This window comes from Pyxidicoccus fallax, from assembly GCF_012933655.1.
GTDB lineage: Bacteria > Myxococcota > Myxococcia > Myxococcales > Myxococcaceae > Myxococcus > Myxococcus fallax.
Genome location: NZ_JABBJJ010000308.1, coordinates 1 through 15,186 on the forward strand (window position 1 = coordinate 1; position 15,186 = coordinate 15,186).

The 15,186-nt window shown below is 69.8% G+C and carries 13 protein-coding genes; 5 read left to right on the forward strand and 8 right to left on the reverse strand.

Annotated elements, in window-relative coordinates; translation table 11 throughout:
* The 3 genes from tatB to HG543_RS41375 form a co-directional block, all read right to left on the reverse strand.
* Nucleotides 1-265: Sec-independent protein translocase protein TatB (gene tatB / locus HG543_RS41365; RefSeq protein WP_169350447.1), on the reverse strand; the 265-nt coding region annotated here is incomplete at its 3' end.
* Between the two features lie 134 nt (nt 266-399).
* Complete coding sequence (locus HG543_RS41370) at nt 400-1,683, reverse strand: MFS transporter (RefSeq protein ID WP_169350448.1); 1,284 nt, start codon at nt 1,681-1,683, stop codon at nt 400-402.
* A gap of 39 nt (nt 1,684-1,722) precedes the next feature.
* Complete coding sequence (locus tag HG543_RS41375) at nt 1,723-3,771, reverse strand: methyl-accepting chemotaxis protein (protein ID WP_169350449.1); 2,049 nt, start codon at nt 3,769-3,771, stop codon at nt 1,723-1,725.
* A gap of 118 nt (nt 3,772-3,889) precedes the next feature.
* Here HG543_RS41375 and HG543_RS41380 point away from each other — a divergent pair, with 118 nt between their 5' ends.
* Together HG543_RS41380 and HG543_RS41385 are read left to right on the forward strand one after the other, a co-directional pair.
* Complete coding sequence (locus HG543_RS41380; RefSeq protein WP_169350450.1) at nt 3,890-4,915, forward strand: histone deacetylase family protein; 1,026 nt, start codon at nt 3,890-3,892, stop codon at nt 4,913-4,915.
* A gap of 68 nt (nt 4,916-4,983) precedes the next feature.
* A complete protein-coding gene (locus tag HG543_RS41385; protein WP_169350451.1) occupies nt 4,984-6,132 on the forward strand; it encodes a substrate-binding periplasmic protein in 1,149 nt (382 codons plus the stop codon).
* A 13-nt stretch (nt 6,133-6,145) separates the two neighbouring features.
* On the opposite strand, the gene HG543_RS41390 is transcribed toward HG543_RS41385, so the two are convergent.
* Nucleotides 6,146-6,541 carry a response regulator gene (locus HG543_RS41390; protein WP_169350452.1) on the reverse strand — a complete coding sequence of 132 codons (396 nt, stop codon included), beginning with the start codon at nt 6,539-6,541 and terminating at the stop codon, nt 6,146-6,148.
* A 212-nt stretch (nt 6,542-6,753) separates the two neighbouring features.
* Here HG543_RS41390 and HG543_RS41395 point away from each other — a divergent pair, with 212 nt between their 5' ends.
* Entirely contained in the window at nt 6,754-7,515 is a 762-nt protein-coding gene (locus tag HG543_RS41395; protein WP_169350453.1) for an SDR family NAD(P)-dependent oxidoreductase, read from the forward strand.
* A gap of 34 nt (nt 7,516-7,549) precedes the next feature.
* Nucleotides 7,550-8,416, forward strand: a complete 867-nt coding sequence (gene pyrF / locus HG543_RS41400) for an orotidine-5'-phosphate decarboxylase (RefSeq protein ID WP_169350454.1) — start codon at nt 7,550-7,552, stop codon at nt 8,414-8,416.
* A gap of 73 nt (nt 8,417-8,489) precedes the next feature.
* On the opposite strand, the gene HG543_RS41405 is transcribed toward pyrF, so the two are convergent.
* Nucleotides 8,490-11,063 carry a penicillin-binding protein 1A gene (locus tag HG543_RS41405; RefSeq protein WP_169350455.1) on the reverse strand — a complete coding sequence of 858 codons (2,574 nt, stop codon included), beginning with the start codon at nt 11,061-11,063 and terminating at the stop codon, nt 8,490-8,492.
* A gap of 27 nt (nt 11,064-11,090) precedes the next feature.
* Nucleotides 11,091-12,056 carry an RluA family pseudouridine synthase gene (locus HG543_RS41410; protein ID WP_169350456.1) on the reverse strand — a complete coding sequence of 322 codons (966 nt, stop codon included), beginning with the start codon at nt 12,054-12,056 and terminating at the stop codon, nt 11,091-11,093.
* Between the two features lie 44 nt (nt 12,057-12,100).
* Between HG543_RS41410 and HG543_RS41415 the strand changes: the two genes are divergently transcribed.
* Entirely contained in the window at nt 12,101-13,570 is a 1,470-nt protein-coding gene (locus tag HG543_RS41415; protein ID WP_211194510.1) for a pentapeptide repeat-containing protein, read from the forward strand.
* A gap of 83 nt (nt 13,571-13,653) precedes the next feature.
* Here HG543_RS41415 and HG543_RS41420 read toward each other — a convergent pair whose 3' ends face one another.
* Together HG543_RS41420 and HG543_RS41425 are read right to left on the reverse strand one after the other, a co-directional pair.
* A complete protein-coding gene (locus HG543_RS41420; RefSeq protein ID WP_169350458.1) occupies nt 13,654-14,190 on the reverse strand; it encodes a hypothetical protein in 537 nt (178 codons plus the stop codon).
* A gap of 143 nt (nt 14,191-14,333) precedes the next feature.
* On the reverse strand, nt 14,334-15,186 hold an 853-nt coding region (locus HG543_RS41425), incomplete at its 5' end, for a hypothetical protein (protein ID WP_211194511.1).

Below are 15,186 nucleotides of genomic sequence, written 5' to 3' on the forward strand. Positions count from 1 at the left end.
GAGGTGTATAAGAGACAGGCGTGGTGGGCGGGTTGTAGGCGAACGAGGAGCCCGGACGCACGGGCGGGGTGGGCTCGCGCGAGATTTCCTGGTCCATGGAGTAGAACTCGCGCTCCACGACGTTACGGACCTCGTCCGTCTGGCGGCGGAACTCGCGCATGAACTTGCCGATGCCGCGCGCCAGCTCCGGCAGCCGCTGCGGCCCGAGCACGAGCAGCGCGACCACCAGGATGAGCACCATTTCGCCTGCGCCGATGTTGAACATGTCCTGACCGTGCTCCCCGGAAGGCAGCCTGGGTTATCGCGCCCCGGAACGGCCAGCGCAACCGCTCGTCTCGTCCGGCCGTCCGCCCGCTACCGTGGGCGGGCGGCAGGCGGCCAGGGGGACAGGGGAACCGTCTACTGGTGGGGGCTGGCTTCCGGGGACAGCGGAACGGCCAGCCCCTTGGCCGGGGCCACCGCCAGGGCCCGGGCCCGCTCCTTCGAGCGCACCTTCGCCTCCACCACCCCCAGCATGGGGGGCAGGAGGGCGGTCAGCACCATGGCCAGCCCGGCCACCCGGGTCATCCCCCCCAGGGTGCCGTCCGGCAGGTCGGTCAACAGCTGCACGCTGACGAAGGCCCCCACCGCGGCGGCCATGTGCTGGATGGCGGACTGGAGGGACATGAAGCGCGCGCGCACCGGATTCTCCGGAACCCGCGAGGTGAGCGTGTTGTAGGCCACGTTGCGCACGCCCATGGCCAGCATGAAGAGCATGAAGAGCCCCGGCACCGGCAGCCAGCGCGGGTAGTTCACGAAGCCCACGTAGAGGGACAGCAGGGTCAGCACCGAGCCCACCGTGCCCACGCGGAAGGCGCCGTACCTGTCCACCAGGGGTCCCGCCATCCGCAGTGAGACGAAGCTCACGAGGCCGCCCACGAAGTACGCCAGCTCCAGGCTGTCGCGCGGGTAGCCCAGGTTCTGCTGCACGTAGGCGGAGATGTTGGGCACCATGAGGAAGCTGGCCATCATCACCACCGCCGTCATGAGGTAGGACAGCTGCACGTCCCTGCGGCCGAGCAGCTCCAGCACCCCCACCGGCTTCACCGGCTGGCGCTCCGGCGCGAGGTGCCCGCGCACCGGGGGCAGGTAGAAGATGGCGCCCGCCGCGACCAGGAGCCCCATCCCCGCCACGACGAAGAAGGGCAGCTGCCAGCCGCCCCAGGTGGCCAGCCGCAGCGCCAGGGGCACGCCGATGATGGAGGCCACGGAGAACGAGCCCATCACCGCCCCCAGCGCCCGCCCGCGCCGCTCCACCGGCACCAGGTCCGCGATGATGGACAGCGACAGCGACGTGGCCGGCCCGCCGAAGAGGCCCGCCGCCACCCGCGCCAGGAGCAGCGTGGTGAAGCCCGTGGCCAGGCCTCCCACCGCCGTGGCCAGCACCAGCCCCAGCATGGACACCGCCAGCGCCTTGCGCCGGTCGAACCGGTCCAGGAAGTAGCCGCCCACCAGCCCCGCCACGCTCGCCGCCGCCGTGTAGGCCCCGCCAATGGTGCCGATGTGCGAGGCGGCGATGCCCAGCCCCTTCGCGAAGTCCGGGCCCAGCGGCATCACCATCACGAAGTCCAGGATGTTGACGAACTGGACCGCGCCGATGAGGAACACCACCGCGCGCTCGGAGACCTGTTTGTCCGTGGGCATGTGGCCCTCTCCTAAGCCATTCCCGCCCGCCGCGCACGTCTACACGCGGAAACGGCGCACCTCGGCGCGCAGGATTTCCGCCTGCTTCTGGAGGTTGTCGATGGCCTCCTCCAGCTGGCGCACCGAGCGTGTCTGGTGCTCGGACACGCCCTTGATGGTCTCCACCGCCTTGAGGACCTGCTCGCTGCCCTTGGTCTGCTCCTTCTGGGCGCGGTTCAGGTGGGTGACCATCTCGTTGATGCTCTCGATGGAGCGGGTGATCTGCTTGCTGCCGTGCGCCTGCTCCTGGCTGCTGCGCTGCACGTGCGCGGTGAGCGTCTTCATCCGCTCCGCGCTCTTCATGATCTGCTCGCCGCCCTTGGCCTGCTCGTTGGAGGCCTTGGAGATCTGCTGCACCGTCTCGCTGATGCGGTGGATGGAGGCCGTCACCTGCTTGCTGCCGCGCGCCTGCTCCACGGTGGCGCGGGCAATGGCCTTCACCATCTGCGTGGACTTCTGGGTGCTGTCGTTGATCTTGCGCAGCGCCCCTTCCGCCTCGCGGCCCAGCAGCACCGCCTCCTCCACGTTGCGCACGCCCTGGTTCATCACCACCACGGCGTTGCGGCTCTCGTCCTGGATGCTGCGGATGAGCTCGGCGATCTCCTTCGTGGACGCGCCGGTGCGCTCGGCCAGGTCCTTGATTTCCTCCGCCACCACCGCGAAGCCCTTGCCGTGCTCTCCCGCCTGCGCGGCGATGATGGCGGCGTTGAGGGCCAGAAGGTTGGTCTGCTCCGCCACGTCGTCGATGACGTTGAGGATGTTGCCAATCTCGGAGATGCGCCGACCCAGGCTGTCGATGACGCCCGCGGCGGTGCGGCTGGACTCCTTGATGCGGTCGATGCCGGTGAGCGTCTTGCGCAAGGACTCCACGCCCGTCTGCGCGTCGTCGAAGACCTGCTCGGACAGGCGGGCCGTCTCCTTGGCGTTGGCCTCCACCTGACCGATGGCCGCGTCCATCTGGCTGATGGCCGAGGACGTCTCCTCCGTGGAGGCGGACAGCTCCTGGATGTTCTTGGCCACCTCCTTGATGGAGAACGTCATCTCTTCAATGGCGCTGGTGGTCTCCTCCACGCTGGCGGCCATGGCCTGGACGTTCTCCGCCACCTCGTCGTTGGTGGCGGCCATCTCCATGATGGAGGAGCTGCTCTCCTCGGCGCTCTGGTAGAGGACCTCCACGTTCTCCGCGATGCCGCGCAGGGACGCCATCATCTCCACCATGGAGGAGGACGTCTCCTCCACGCGCGCCTGCACGGTGCTCGCGCCCGAGGACACGGTGGTGCCGGTGCGGTGGATCTGCTCAACGACGCCGGCCACCACGTCCGACACGCCGCGCACCCGGCCCAGCGTGTCGCGCCAGCTCTGGGCGATGCGGTTGAGCGCCTCGGCCAGCTGGCCCAATTCGTCCCGGGTGCCCACCTCCACGCGGCCCGTCAGGTCCGCCTCCGCCAGCCGGCGCGCCATGCTCATCATCGCGTCCAGCGGCACCAGGATGAAGGCGCGCGAGATGAAGAAGGCCACGATGAGGAAGAGCGCCAGGCCGATGCCGAACGCCAGCAGCACCAGCAGGCGGAGCGAGGAGAGCACCTCGTCGAGCCCGGAGAAGTCCACCACCACCAGCACCTGGCCCTCGCCGCTCTCGCGCAGCGACACCCGGCGGGCCACGGCCACGTCGCCGTTGGCGAAGCGGAAGCGCTCCAGCGGCGTGCCCGGCGGGCGCTCCGCCAGCTCCTGCTCGAACCAGGGCGGAGCGGGGGGATGGGTGACCACCACCCGGCCGTCCTGGGCGAGCACGGCGATGACGTCGAAGTCGTCGTCGGCGGCGTGCAGGCGCTCCAGGCTGGCCGCCAGGGCCGCGTCGGGATGGGCGGCCAGCTCACGGGCGACCTGTTCGGCGCGCGCCTCGCCGTGCGCGAGCAGGCGCCCCTCGAGGTAGGCCTCCACCCGCGACGGGACGACGAAGTACAGCGTCCCGAGGATGAGGGCCAGCACCAGGGCGAAGGAGCCGAGCAGCAGGCTTCGCAGGCCGGGTTTCTTGAAGCGTTGAGCCAAGGCCCGAGCACTGTAGGGAGGGAATCACCGGCAGGGCAAGAACCGGGGCTGCCGCCGCCGCCCCTCTGGCCGCTGGGGGCCTGACTTCCGCTCGGTGGGATGCGTAAGGTTCCGGGTGATGACCCCGACCCTGCTGCTCACCGACCCGCTGTTCCTCCAGCACGACCCCGGCCATGGCCACCCGGAGTCCCCGGCCCGGTTGCAGCGCATCCTCAGCGTGCTGCACGGCACGCCGGTGCAAGGCACGGTGACGGTCGCCCCCCGCTCGGCCACGAGCGCGGAGCTGGCCGCGGTGCACACCCCGGAGCTGCTGGCCTACCTGGAGCGGCTGAGCGGGCACGAGGCGCAAATCGACCCGGACACCCAGGTGTCGCCGGACAGCGTGGACGCGGCGCGGCTGGCGGCGGGGGCGTCGGTGCAGGCGGTGGAGCAGGTCATGGCGGGCCACGTGCGCAACGCCTTCGCGCTGGTGCGGCCGCCGGGGCATCACGCCGAGCCCGGCCGGGCCATGGGCTTCTGCCTCTTCAACAACGTGGCCATCGCGGCGGAGGCCGGGCGGAGGCTGGGCGCGGAGCGCGTGCTCGTCCTCGACTGGGACGTGCACCACGGCAACGGCACCCAGGCCGCGTTCTACGGGCGGCGCGACGTCATGTACCAGTCCGTGCACCAGTACCCCTACTACCCGGGCACCGGCGCGGCCCCCGAGGTGGGCGTGGGCGCGGGCGAGGGCTACACCGTCAACATCGGTCTGCCCGGCGGCAACTCGGACGCGGACTACGGGATGATTTTCGAGGAGCTTTTCCTGCCGGTGGCCGAGGCGTACCGGCCCGAGCTCATCCTCGTGTCCGCGGGCTTCGACCCGCACGTGCACGACCCCATTGGCGGCATGGACGTCACCGAGCGGGGCTTCGCCGCCATGTGCGCGTCCATGCGGGCCCTGGCCGAGCGCGTCTGCGACGGCCGGCTGGTGCTGCTCCTGGAGGGCGGCTACTCGCTGGAGGGGCTGTCGCAGTCCGTGCACGCCTGCGTGGAGGTGCTCGCCGGGCGCAACGACAGCTTCCCCACCGGCACCACGCACGCGGACGCGAGGCACGCGCTGAAAGCCAGCCGCGAGGCGCTGAAGCCCTACTGGGCCGTGCTCTGAGCGACCCCGGGCGCGGAGACTCCCGCGGGGTCCGGGTCTGATACCCTCGTCTTCACGAGGGGGAAGTCATGGCTCGACACTGGATGGGAGTTCTCGCGTTGTGGCTGCTGCCCTGGGGCGCGGCGGCCGGGGAGGCCACGCCGCTCCGGGTGGCACTGTCGGGGCAGTACCTGCCGCTGCATGGCCCGAGCCGCGACGGCATGACGGGCCTGGAGGCGGAGCTGGCCCGCGCCCTGGGCCGGGAGCTGGGGCGCGAGGTGGAGTTCATCGACACCCGGCGGAAGTTCAAGCTGGGCACGCTCGAAGCGGTGGCGGCGGGCAAGGTGGACCTGGGCCTCAACTCCATCACTCCCACGCCCGAGCGCGCCCGGCAGGTGGACTTCACCCGCCCCTACCTCGAGCTGTCCTACCGGCTGGCGGGGCCCGAGGGGAACCTGCGCACGAAGGAGCTGCCAGGCTACACGGGCCGCGTCGCCGCGCCCCCGGGCCCGGTGCGCGAGGCGGTCCAGGAGGCCATGCCCCAGGCCACCCTCGTGGACTGCGCGGACCAGGCGGAGTGCCTGCGCAAGGTGGACGAGAAGCAGGCGGACTTCGCCGCGGGCGAGGACGTGGGCCTGCAGCTCGCCGTGCGCGACTCTCCCCTGGTCGTCGCCGAGGCCGCCTTTGGCCGCTCCCCCCTGGCCATCGCGGTGCCCAAGGGCGGCGCCGCCGCCATCGACGCGGCCCTGGAGCGGCTGGGCCCCACGCTCGAGCAGTTGAAGAAGACCTGGAAGCCCGGAGAGAACCATCTCCCGGACGCGCAGCAGAAGCTGCTGCGGCGGCTGCCCGACACGCTCATCGGGCTGCGGCAGCACGACGGCGAGTGGGTCCGGCCGAAGTTCTGCTACTCGCAGTCGGAGAACGTCAGCTTCGAGCAGGGTGGCGACGGAACGTGGAGGATGGATGTCCTGCTCGCCCAGGACACGGACATGTACGCGATTCACTCCGTCCAGGAGACGGAGGCGGGGATGTGGCGGCTGAAGCTGGTGGGGCCCTACAGCGCCGGGAAGGTGCGCTTCGTCGACGTCGGGCCAGGGGACGAGCCGGGAACGTGGCAGTGCGACCCCTGCCATCACTCCACCTCGACCTTCACCACCCGGGCCCAGGCCCGGCGCTTCCGGGTCCACGACTACGACGCCAGCAGCCGCGAGCCGAACGGCGATTGCGGCCCGCCCTGAGCGGGTCCGTCCCTCACGCGTGCTGCGGCTGCGACGGCCGCGGCCGCACGTAGCGCGCGACGGTGCGCAGGAGCTGGTCCAGGTCCACCGGCTTCTTGAGGTAGCCGTCCACGCCGAGCCGGGCCACGTCGCGCTCGCTCACGCCCTGTCCGGAGACGACCACCACGGGGAGGGAGGCGAGCGAGGCGTCGGCGACCTGCCGCTCCCTGAAGTCCCAGCCGTTGATGTCCGGCATCATCAGGTCCAGCAGGATGACGGCCGGCCGAACCCCGGCCCGCAGCAGCTCCAGTGCCTCGCGCCCGCCCCGGGCGAGCACCACCGCGTAGCCCTCCATCTCCAGCACGTCCTTGAAGGCGAGCAGGATGTCGAGGTCGTCATCGACCGCCATCACGCTGTTCCACGGCACCATGCCGACACCCTCCCGGGCATAAAGGTGCGAACCGGCGGGCACCCACGCCATCACCCCCGTGGCGCAGTCCCCCTCGGGGTCCGGCCGACGGACGGGCCCGGCGCGCGCCCGCCAGCCAACACGCGTCCTCCTCCAGGGATGAGGCCCCATTTTGTGTCCCGTGACGGCATCAAGCATGCGAGAAGCCTGCCCGCACCCTGGAGGAGGACGACATGGCGGAGATGAGCTACCGGACGGCGTTGGTGACGGGCGCCACGAGCGGCCTGGGGCGCGGGCTGGCGCTGTGGCTGGCCCGGCGGGGCCTGCGCGTGTTCGCCGCGGGCCGGCGCGTCTCCCAGCTCCAGGCCCTGGCCGCCGAGGCCCAGGCGGCCGGCGCCACCGTGGAGCCGGTGGAGCTGGACGTCACCGCCACGGACGCCACGCTGGAGCGCATCCGCGCGCTGGACGGCGAGTGTGGCGGGCTGGACCTCGTGGTGGCCAACGCCGGCGTGGGCGGCGTCACCCACGCGAAGCGGCTCCAGTGGGAGCGCGTGAAGGCCATCATCGACACCAACGTCACCGGCGCCGCCGCCACGCTGAGCGCCGTGCTGCCCCAGATGGTGGAGCGGCGGCGCGGGCACGTGGTGGGCGTCTCCAGCCTCGCCGCCTTCCGGGGGCTCGCCGGGCATGGCGCCTACTCCGCGTCCAAGGCCTTCCTCGCCACCTTCATGGAGAGCCTGCGCGTGGACCTGAGCGGCACCGGCGTGCGCGTCACCTGCATCTACCCCGGCTTCGTGAAGAGCGAGCTGACGGAGAAGAACAACTTCCCCATGCCCTTCCTCATGGAGACGGAGGCCGCGGTGGACCGCATGGGCAACGGAATCCTCCGGGGCGAGGGAGAGCTGTACTTCCCCTGGCAGCTCGCCCTCCCCTCGCGCCTGTTGAAGGTGGTGCCCAACCCCCTCTTCGACGCCGCCGCGCGCAGGTTCCGCTGAGCTTCTCCCCCACCCGCTTCACGGAGGCAGACCGGTGACTTCACTCGCCCCGCCCTTCATCCACAACTTCAACGCCCTCGCCGACGCGCGCTCCCCGTTCTGCCTCGGCATCGACCCGTCGAAGGAGCTGCTCATCCGCTGGGGACTGGAAGACACCCCCAAGGGCCTGCGCGAGTTCTGCGACCGCCTGGCGGACGCGGCCGGGGACCGGGTGGCGCTGGTGAAGCCGCAGAGCGCCTTCTTCGAGCGGCACGGCCCCGACGGCCTGAAGGTGCTCCAGCACGTGATGAAGCGCTTCAAGGACCAGGGCAGCCTCACGCTGCTGGACGTGAAGCGCGGGGACATCGGCTCCACCATGGACGCGTACGCGCAGAGCCTCTTCGGGCCCAACAGCGCCTACAAGGCGGACGCGGCGACCTTCACCCCGTACCTGGGCCTGGGCGCGCTGGTGAAGACGATTGAGCTGGCGCGCGCGGCGAACGCCTACGCCTTCGTGGTGGTGCGCTCCTCCAACCCGGAGGGCACGTCGCTCCAGACGGCGAAGGGCGCGGACGGCCGCACCGTGGCCGAGGCCCTGGCCGACGGCATCCGCGAGCTGAACGAGCAGCCCGGCCCCAAGGCGTTCCCCGTGGTGGGCGCCGTCATGGGCGCCACGCTCCCCGACTCGGACCGGGGCGTCGTCGAGCGGCTCGGCGGGGCGCTGATGCTCACGCCCGGCATCGGCGCGCAGGGCGCCGGCTTCGATGACCTGAAGCGGCTGTTCTCCGGACGCGAGGCCCAGGTCGTCCCCACCGCCACGCGCTCCGTGCTGGAGGCCGGCCCGGACCTCGCCTCGCTGCGCGCGGCGCTGGAGCGCCACACCGAGCCCGCCCGCCGCTTCCGCGAGGACGCGAAGCGCTGAAGCAGCGCATACACGAAGGCCCCGCGCCCTCTTCGACGAGGGGCAGCGGGGCCTCGAGTGACAACGCGCGGGCCTACTGCGCGCCCATCATGAACTGGTCCACGTCGACCTGGTTCTTGTCGGGCACGGCGTCCTTGGGCTCGGTGCCCTTCTTGAAGAACATCAGCTCCGAGCCCTTGGAGCCCGGCGGGGCAATCTTCCCGGTCTTCTTGTCGATGTAGAGCTTCACCAGGTCCATGGACTGCCACGGGTAGAACTCGGACTGGGGACGGCCCTCCAGCGCGCGCTTCATGTAGTTGAGCCAGATGGGCAGCGCCGCGCGGCCACCCGTCTCGTAGCGGCCCAGCGGGTGCGGGTTCAGGTCGTAGCCCACCCACGCCACCGTCACGAGGTCCCGGGTGTAGGCGGCGAACCACGCGTCGAACGAGTCGTTGGTGGTGCCCGTCTTGCCCGCGGCGGGCTTGCCCAGCCTCGTCGCCGGGCCGCCGGTGCCCTGGAGCACCACGCCGCGCAGCAGGTGCGTGAGGATGAAGCCCGTCTCGGCGCTCATCACCTGCTCACCGGGCTCGAAGAGGCGCGCGTAGCCGGCGGCCACGCGGTCCTGCAGCGGCGCCCACGCGTCGTCGAAGGCGGTGTGGTCCTCCAGCGTGCGGCCCCAGCGGTCCTCAATCTTGCGGATGAAGTACGTGGGCTTCTTGCGGCCGTAGCGGTTGAAGGTGGCGTACGCGTTGGCCAGGTCCACCGGGTACACGCAGGACGAGCCCAGCGCGGCGGAGAAGTCCATGTTCATGGGCGTGGTGATGCCCAGCTTCTGGCTCCACGCGGCCATGTTCTTCACGCCCACCGCGGCGAAGGTCTTCACCGCGGGGATGTTCATGGAGTTGATCATCGCCGTGCGCAGCAGCACGTCGCCCACGAACTCCTCGCTGTAGTTCTCCGGCTTCCAGGACACCTTGTTGTCCGGGTCGTGCTCGACGATGGGCGAGTCCACGATGACGGTGGCCTCCGACCAGTTGAGCTGCTCCAGCGCCGCCGAGTACACGAAGGGCTTGAAGGAGCTGCCCGGCTGACGGCACGCCTGGAAGGCGCGGTTGAACTCGTTGTCGTCGAAGTCGTACCCGCCCACCATGGCCGTGAGGTACTGGCGGTGGGGGTCGATGGAGACAAGCGCGCTCTGGGCCTCGGGCGTCTGCTCCAGGCGGAAGAGCTTCACGCCCTCCTCCGGAATCTCCTCGGCGAGCTTCTTGTCCCACTGCTCCTTGTCGTCCGTGAGGTCCTTCTTCGTCACGTGGCGCACCACGATGACGTCGCCCACGGTGATGGCCTTCTTCACCGACGAAATCATCATCGCCGGGTAGTAGCCCTCGGGGTTCACCTTGCGCGCCCAGCGCATGCCCAAGAGCGGCAGCCGGCCCTTGTGCGGCCCCACCTGCACGTCCGCGCCCTTGCCGTCGGAATCGATGGCGGTGACGACGGCCACGTAGAGCCGGTTCTCCGCCAGCTCCTCCTTGCCCATGGCCTTCTTCGCGCGCTCCAGGAAGGCCTTGATGGCGGCCTCGTCCGCGAGCTGCTGCACCGGCCCGCGCCAGCCCTGGCGCTTGTCCACCGACAGGAGCCCGTCGAGCACCGCGTCCTGCGCGGCGCGCTGGCGCTCGCTGTCCATGGTGGTGAAGACCTTGAGGCCCTCCTTCAGCAGCACGGGGTTGCCGTACCGGTCCACGATGTCCTTGCGCACCTGCTCCACGAAGTACGGCGCGAACTCGTGGAAGACGTCCTCCACCGGGTACACCTTCACCGGCTCGGCGTTGGCCGCGTCGTGCTCGGCCTTCGAAATCATGCCCTCGTCCAGCATGCGGCGCAGCACGTAGGAGCGGCGCTTCTTCGCGGCCTCCGGACGCAGGAAGGGCGAGTAGCGGCTGGGCGCCTGGGGCAGGCCGGCGATGAGCGTCATCTCGCCCAGCGTCAGGTCACGCACGTCCTTGCGGTAGTAGTTCTCCGCCGCGCTCTGCACACCGTAGCTGTGGTGCCCGAGGAAGACGTTGTTCAGGTAGAGGTAGAGAATCTCCTCCTTCGTCAGCGCCTGCTCCAGCCGCAGCGCGAGGATGGCCTCGCGAATCTTGCGGGTGAGCGTCTTCGCGGTGGCGGACTTGTAGCCCTCCGCGGAGATGAGGACGGCCTTCGCCGTCTGCTGCGTGAGGGTGGAGCCGCCCTGGATGCCGCCGGTGCGCAGGCCCAGCTTGGCGGTAATCGTCTTGAAGCCGGCACGCGTGGTGCCCAGCACGTCCACGCCGAAGTGGTCGAAGAAGCTGGAGTCCTCGCTGGCGATGAAGGCCTGCACGAGCCGCTTGGGGATGCGCTCGTACGGCACCACCTTGCGGCGCTCGTTGTAGAACTCGCCAGCCAGCACCGCGTCGTCGGTGTAGACCTCGGTGACGATGGGCGGCCAGTACTCGTCCACCTTGGGGATGGCGGGCAGCCCGTCCGAGTACACGTAGTACACGGCCGTCACCGCCACCACGGCGGCGGTGGCCCCGGTCAGCGCCAGCCAGCCGGCGGCCTTGAGGAGGAACTTCCACCAGCGCCCGTTGGGGACGCCGTCGAGCACCAGCTTCGAGCGGCTGCGGTCAGTCGTCTTGGGGTCGGCCATACGCGTTTCTTCGGAATCTTGCGGGCTTCAGGGCACCAGTGCGGCCCGCTTGAGCACGTCCCTCAGTTCCGGTGGGAGGGGGGCCTCCACGGCCACCTTCGCACCGCCGTCGGGATGGGGAAATTCAATGCGCTCGGCGTGCAGGAACAGACGTTTGAGCCCCCAGCGCGCCCGCACGTCGCGGTTGAAGGCGAAATCTCCGTACTTCTTGTCCCCCGCGACCGGATGTCCGATTGCGGCCAGATGCCTTCTTATCTGATGGGTGCGCCCGGTCTCGATGGAGCAGGACAGGAGCGCTGCGTCGCCCGACTGCTTCACGACCTTCCACCGGGTGAGCGCCTCCTGCATGTTCACCCCGCGACGGGCCTTGGACTCGGCCGTCTGCTGGTGCTCCGACAGGGGCAGGTCGATGACGCCCGAGTCCTTGGGCATCTTGCCCTTCACCAGGGTGAGGTAGCGCTTTTTGGACAGTCCGTGGGTGAAGACCTCGGTGAAGTGCACCATCGCCGGGCGGCGCTTGGCCACCAGGATGACGCCGGACGTCTCCCTGTCCAGCCGGTGGGCGGGCGAGGCGGCGAAGTCATTGCGGACGGCTTTCGGCCCGAGGTAGGCGCGCACATAGTCCACCAGCGTGCCGCCGGTGATGCCGCTGCCGGTATGGACGGCCATCCCACTGGGCTTGTCCACGGCCATGAGCCAGTCGTCCTCCCTCAAGATGACCAGCCGGCTGGGGTCCACCGGCGGGGGCGGGGGCGTTGGACGGTCCGATTTCGGACGGTCGTCGGCCGTGAGCTGCTGCTCGTCGCCGCGGATGGTGAGCACGTCTCCCTCGGCTAGCAACTGCTCGGGCTGCGCACGCTTTCCATTCACCCGCACCTTCTTGGTGCGAATCATCTTGAAGAGGTGGCTCACCGGAACATTGGGGAGCCGTTTGCGCAGGTGCTTGTCCAGCCGCATCCCGGCGGTGTCGGCTTCGATTCGGTACTCGATCATTTGTGCTGGCGCGCGGACCAGACCATACGAATAATCCCCGGTCCATGGCGAAAGCCCCCAGTATCGAGAAGCTTCTTCAGAGTGGCTCGGCGGAATGGAACCGCCTGCGCAAGTCCGGCCAGGTTCCTTCCGACCATACCGGCGCCACCTTCAGCCAACTGTTCTCCGCCAACACGGACCTGTCGGGGCTCGGCCTCGTGGGCTCCGAGTGGGAGCGGTGCGACCTCTCCAAGGTCAACTTCCGGGACGCGGACCTGTCCAACGCCTACTTCCACGGCGGCCGGCTCCAGGACTGCGACTTCCGGGGGGCCAACCTGGAAGGCGCCACGTTCGAGAAGCTCAAGCTCCTGCGCTGCGACTTCACGGGCGCCAAGGGGCTGGACGACGTGGAGATGGACGACGTGGACATGGACCGCGTCGTCGGCCTGGACGGGGAGGAGGCGCCGCCGCCGCCCCCGCCGCCGGCCCAGGGCATCACCGCGTTCACCCGTGAGCAGCGCGAGAAGGCGCTGGGCGTGCAGGCCGCCGCCGTCATGCAGGGCGAGCCGGCCAGCGGCGACGAGCTGCCGCCCTTCCGGCCCCAGGACCCGCCGGGCTCGCTCTTCTTCCGCGGCCTGAAGCGGATGGCCATGCCGCCCCTGTGGGTGCTGGACGTGCCGGGGCTGCGGCCCCTGTTGCCGCAGCGGCTGCCGCCGGGCAGCTCGCTGGAGACGCTCTACCGCGAGGCGGTGAAGACGCGGCTGGAGAACAAGAAGCCGTCGGCGGACCCCGGCGTGGTGGAGCGGGCGCAGAAGGCGCTGCGCATGGGGGCGAAGGACGCGGCCGTGGCGGCCATGTACCTGCGCGAGGTGGGTGTGCTGCCCCTGGCGCGCTTCTCCGCGGCCCAGGTGCTGAAGGGCGCGCTGCGCGAGGAGGTGGAGGTGGATGACCTGACGGGCTCCATCGACCCGCGCACCACGGGCGCGCTCTTGGAGCTGCGGCTGACGCACGAGGTGGTGGAGCACCTGCAGGAGGCGCGGCGCCGGCTGGCGGCCACGCAGCTGTACACGGCGCTGCTCGAGGCGGGCTTCAACCCGGAGAACAACTGGGAGGAGGCGCTGGAGTCGAGCGACCAGGCGATGGAGCTGGCGCAGCTGGCGACGGCCGAGGACCGCAACGCCCTGTTCGAGGGCTTCCAGGTGTTCGCGGCGCTGCCGGAAGAGGCGCGGCTGCGGCGGCTGGCGTACTTGGCCGAGTCGGTGACCAACCTGGAGCTGGTGAGCCGCCTGCCGGAGGGCATGGAGCCGGCGTGGATCAACGGCCCGGAGACGCGCGAGTGCCATGACCGGGAGATGACGTACGTCCAGGCGCTGAAGGCGCAGGACATCCCGGTGAAGGTGGCGGCGCTGGCCAAGGCGGAGCTCGGCGTGCCCGAGGGCGAGGTGCCCGAGGAGAGCGACGACGACCTCTTCGTGCACGTGCGCTGCGACGTGTGCGGCAAGGAGAAGCTCATCGTCCAGTCGCCGGACGTCTGACGTCACGGTGAGGGACGTGCCCCGCGGGGCCGCGGGTCCGGGACGGTGCTCCCGGGCTGGCGGCCCCGTGGTGTTTTTCGGGGTCAGGTGAGGCGCTGGTGGGCAGCGAGGACCCTGGCCGTCCAGTCCTTCCCCTCCTGGCCCGGGAGCCACTTGTCGAAGTGCCCTTCGCGAATGAGCCGTACGAGTTGCTCGTCACGGGCCAGGAGGTGGGGCGTACGCCACGGAAAGGTCAGGGCCGCCGAGCCTTCCGTCTTGAAGTCCTCGTGAGCGACCAACTCCTCCAGGTAGCGGGAGTAGGTCTCGAAAAGGCGGTCCACATTGGATGCGGCAGGCAGGGCATATCCCGATTCGTAGGCATCGACCCAGACGACCGGCTGGCGTCCCTGTTCATCCGCGAGGCCGGGGACCGTGGCGTAGTAGTGGGCCAGGAACGGTTCTCCCCCAAAGACGAAGAGCGGCGAGAACAAGGCGCCCTGCCAACCCTCTCGCATGTCCCTGTTCCACGATTCCAAGTCGTTGGTCTGATCGTTCACCTCGAACACGGTGAGGCCATCGACATCCGCTGCGAAGATGCCCCTCCCAATCATGGAATAGATGCGGGCGAGCTGAGGGTCCAAAGGTGTCCCCTCGATTGGAGTGAATGGCTGTGGGGGATGGCGCCCCGGCGGTTTCGTGACCACTCGCAACCCAAGCCGCCCACACACCTCCAGGAGTCGCTCAAAGCCAGGAAGTTCCACTTTCGCCACGAGACCAGCCTCCGCTACCGGGGACCCGGGAAGACTCTTTTCAGGACCTCAAGTGCCGCGTTCTCCGCACCTTCGAGCGTTTTGGCCGGCGGCGGCACTTGGGTCACCCGGTGGTACCAAGGCCCGAAGCGACCATCAATGATGCCAGCGGCCTTGAGCACGTCATCCGCCGTTGCCTGGGGACGAGCCTGCCGGAACCAGTCCCAGAGACGGTTGATGCGGTGGTGGATGGAGACTTCTACCAGCGCGAGGTTGCTTCCCGCGTTGATGTCCTCGACCGGAAAGAGGTGCGCATATTGAAGCGGTCGCCGATGGTGAACCGGCCAATCTTCAGGATGAGAGTCCATGACGGACACCAGGTGGCGATTCTGGGATTTGTAGAACTCGCGCGCCTTCTTCCGGAGCTCGGTTTTCTCATGAGGGGTCAATGGGGTGGTCGCGAGTTGCTCGATGCGCGCCATCAACGCGCGTAGTTCCTCCCGCTCACCCGCGCTCAGGGCCTTTTCCCCTTCGAGCTGCACCTTCGCCCACAGTCGCTCGAAGGCCCGCTTCTCCCCGCCCGGCAGCCGCGTCAGCATCGTGCGCAGCCAGCCGGCCGCGGCTTCCTTGCCCCTGCGCAGCGCCTTCAGGACGATGCCGCCGCCGCGCACCGCCAGGAAGCCCGCCCCCTTGATGAGGACGCCTCCCACGTACCAGAGAGCCAGTTCCTCCACGCCTCGCTGTGCCAGCCACGCGAAGCCCTCGTGCACGCCCTCACGCCAGCGCCGAAGGATGTCCTCGTGCAGCGCCCGGTACTCCGCCACGGCGTCTTCGTCGAGTTCCGCCGGTAGGGAGGTCCGCACCACCCGCGCGTCCTCCACCCAGCCC

Bases quoted from the DNA above. Each gene is read 5' to 3' on its own strand.
- HG543_RS41370 (WP_169350448.1), bottom strand. From the start codon at position 1,683: ATGCCCACGGACAAACAGGTCTCCGAGCGCGCGGTGGTGTTCCTCATC.
- HG543_RS41385 (WP_169350451.1), top strand. From the start codon at position 4,984: ATGGCTCGACACTGGATGGGAGTTCTCGCGTTGTGGCTGCTGCCCTGG.
- HG543_RS41395 (WP_169350453.1), top strand. From the start codon at position 6,754: ATGGCGGAGATGAGCTACCGGACGGCGTTGGTGACGGGCGCCACGAGC.
- HG543_RS41405 (WP_169350455.1), bottom strand. From the start codon at position 11,063: ATGGCCGACCCCAAGACGACTGACCGCAGCCGCTCGAAGCTGGTGCTC.
- HG543_RS41390 (WP_169350452.1), bottom strand. From the start codon at position 6,541: ATGGTGCCGTGGAACAGCGTGATGGCGGTCGATGACGACCTCGACATC.
- HG543_RS41410 (WP_169350456.1), bottom strand. From the start codon at position 12,056: ATGATCGAGTACCGAATCGAAGCCGACACCGCCGGGATGCGGCTGGAC.
- HG543_RS41380 (WP_169350450.1), top strand. From the start codon at position 3,890: ATGACCCCGACCCTGCTGCTCACCGACCCGCTGTTCCTCCAGCACGAC.
- HG543_RS41415 (WP_211194510.1), top strand. From the start codon at position 12,101: ATGGCGAAAGCCCCCAGTATCGAGAAGCTTCTTCAGAGTGGCTCGGCG.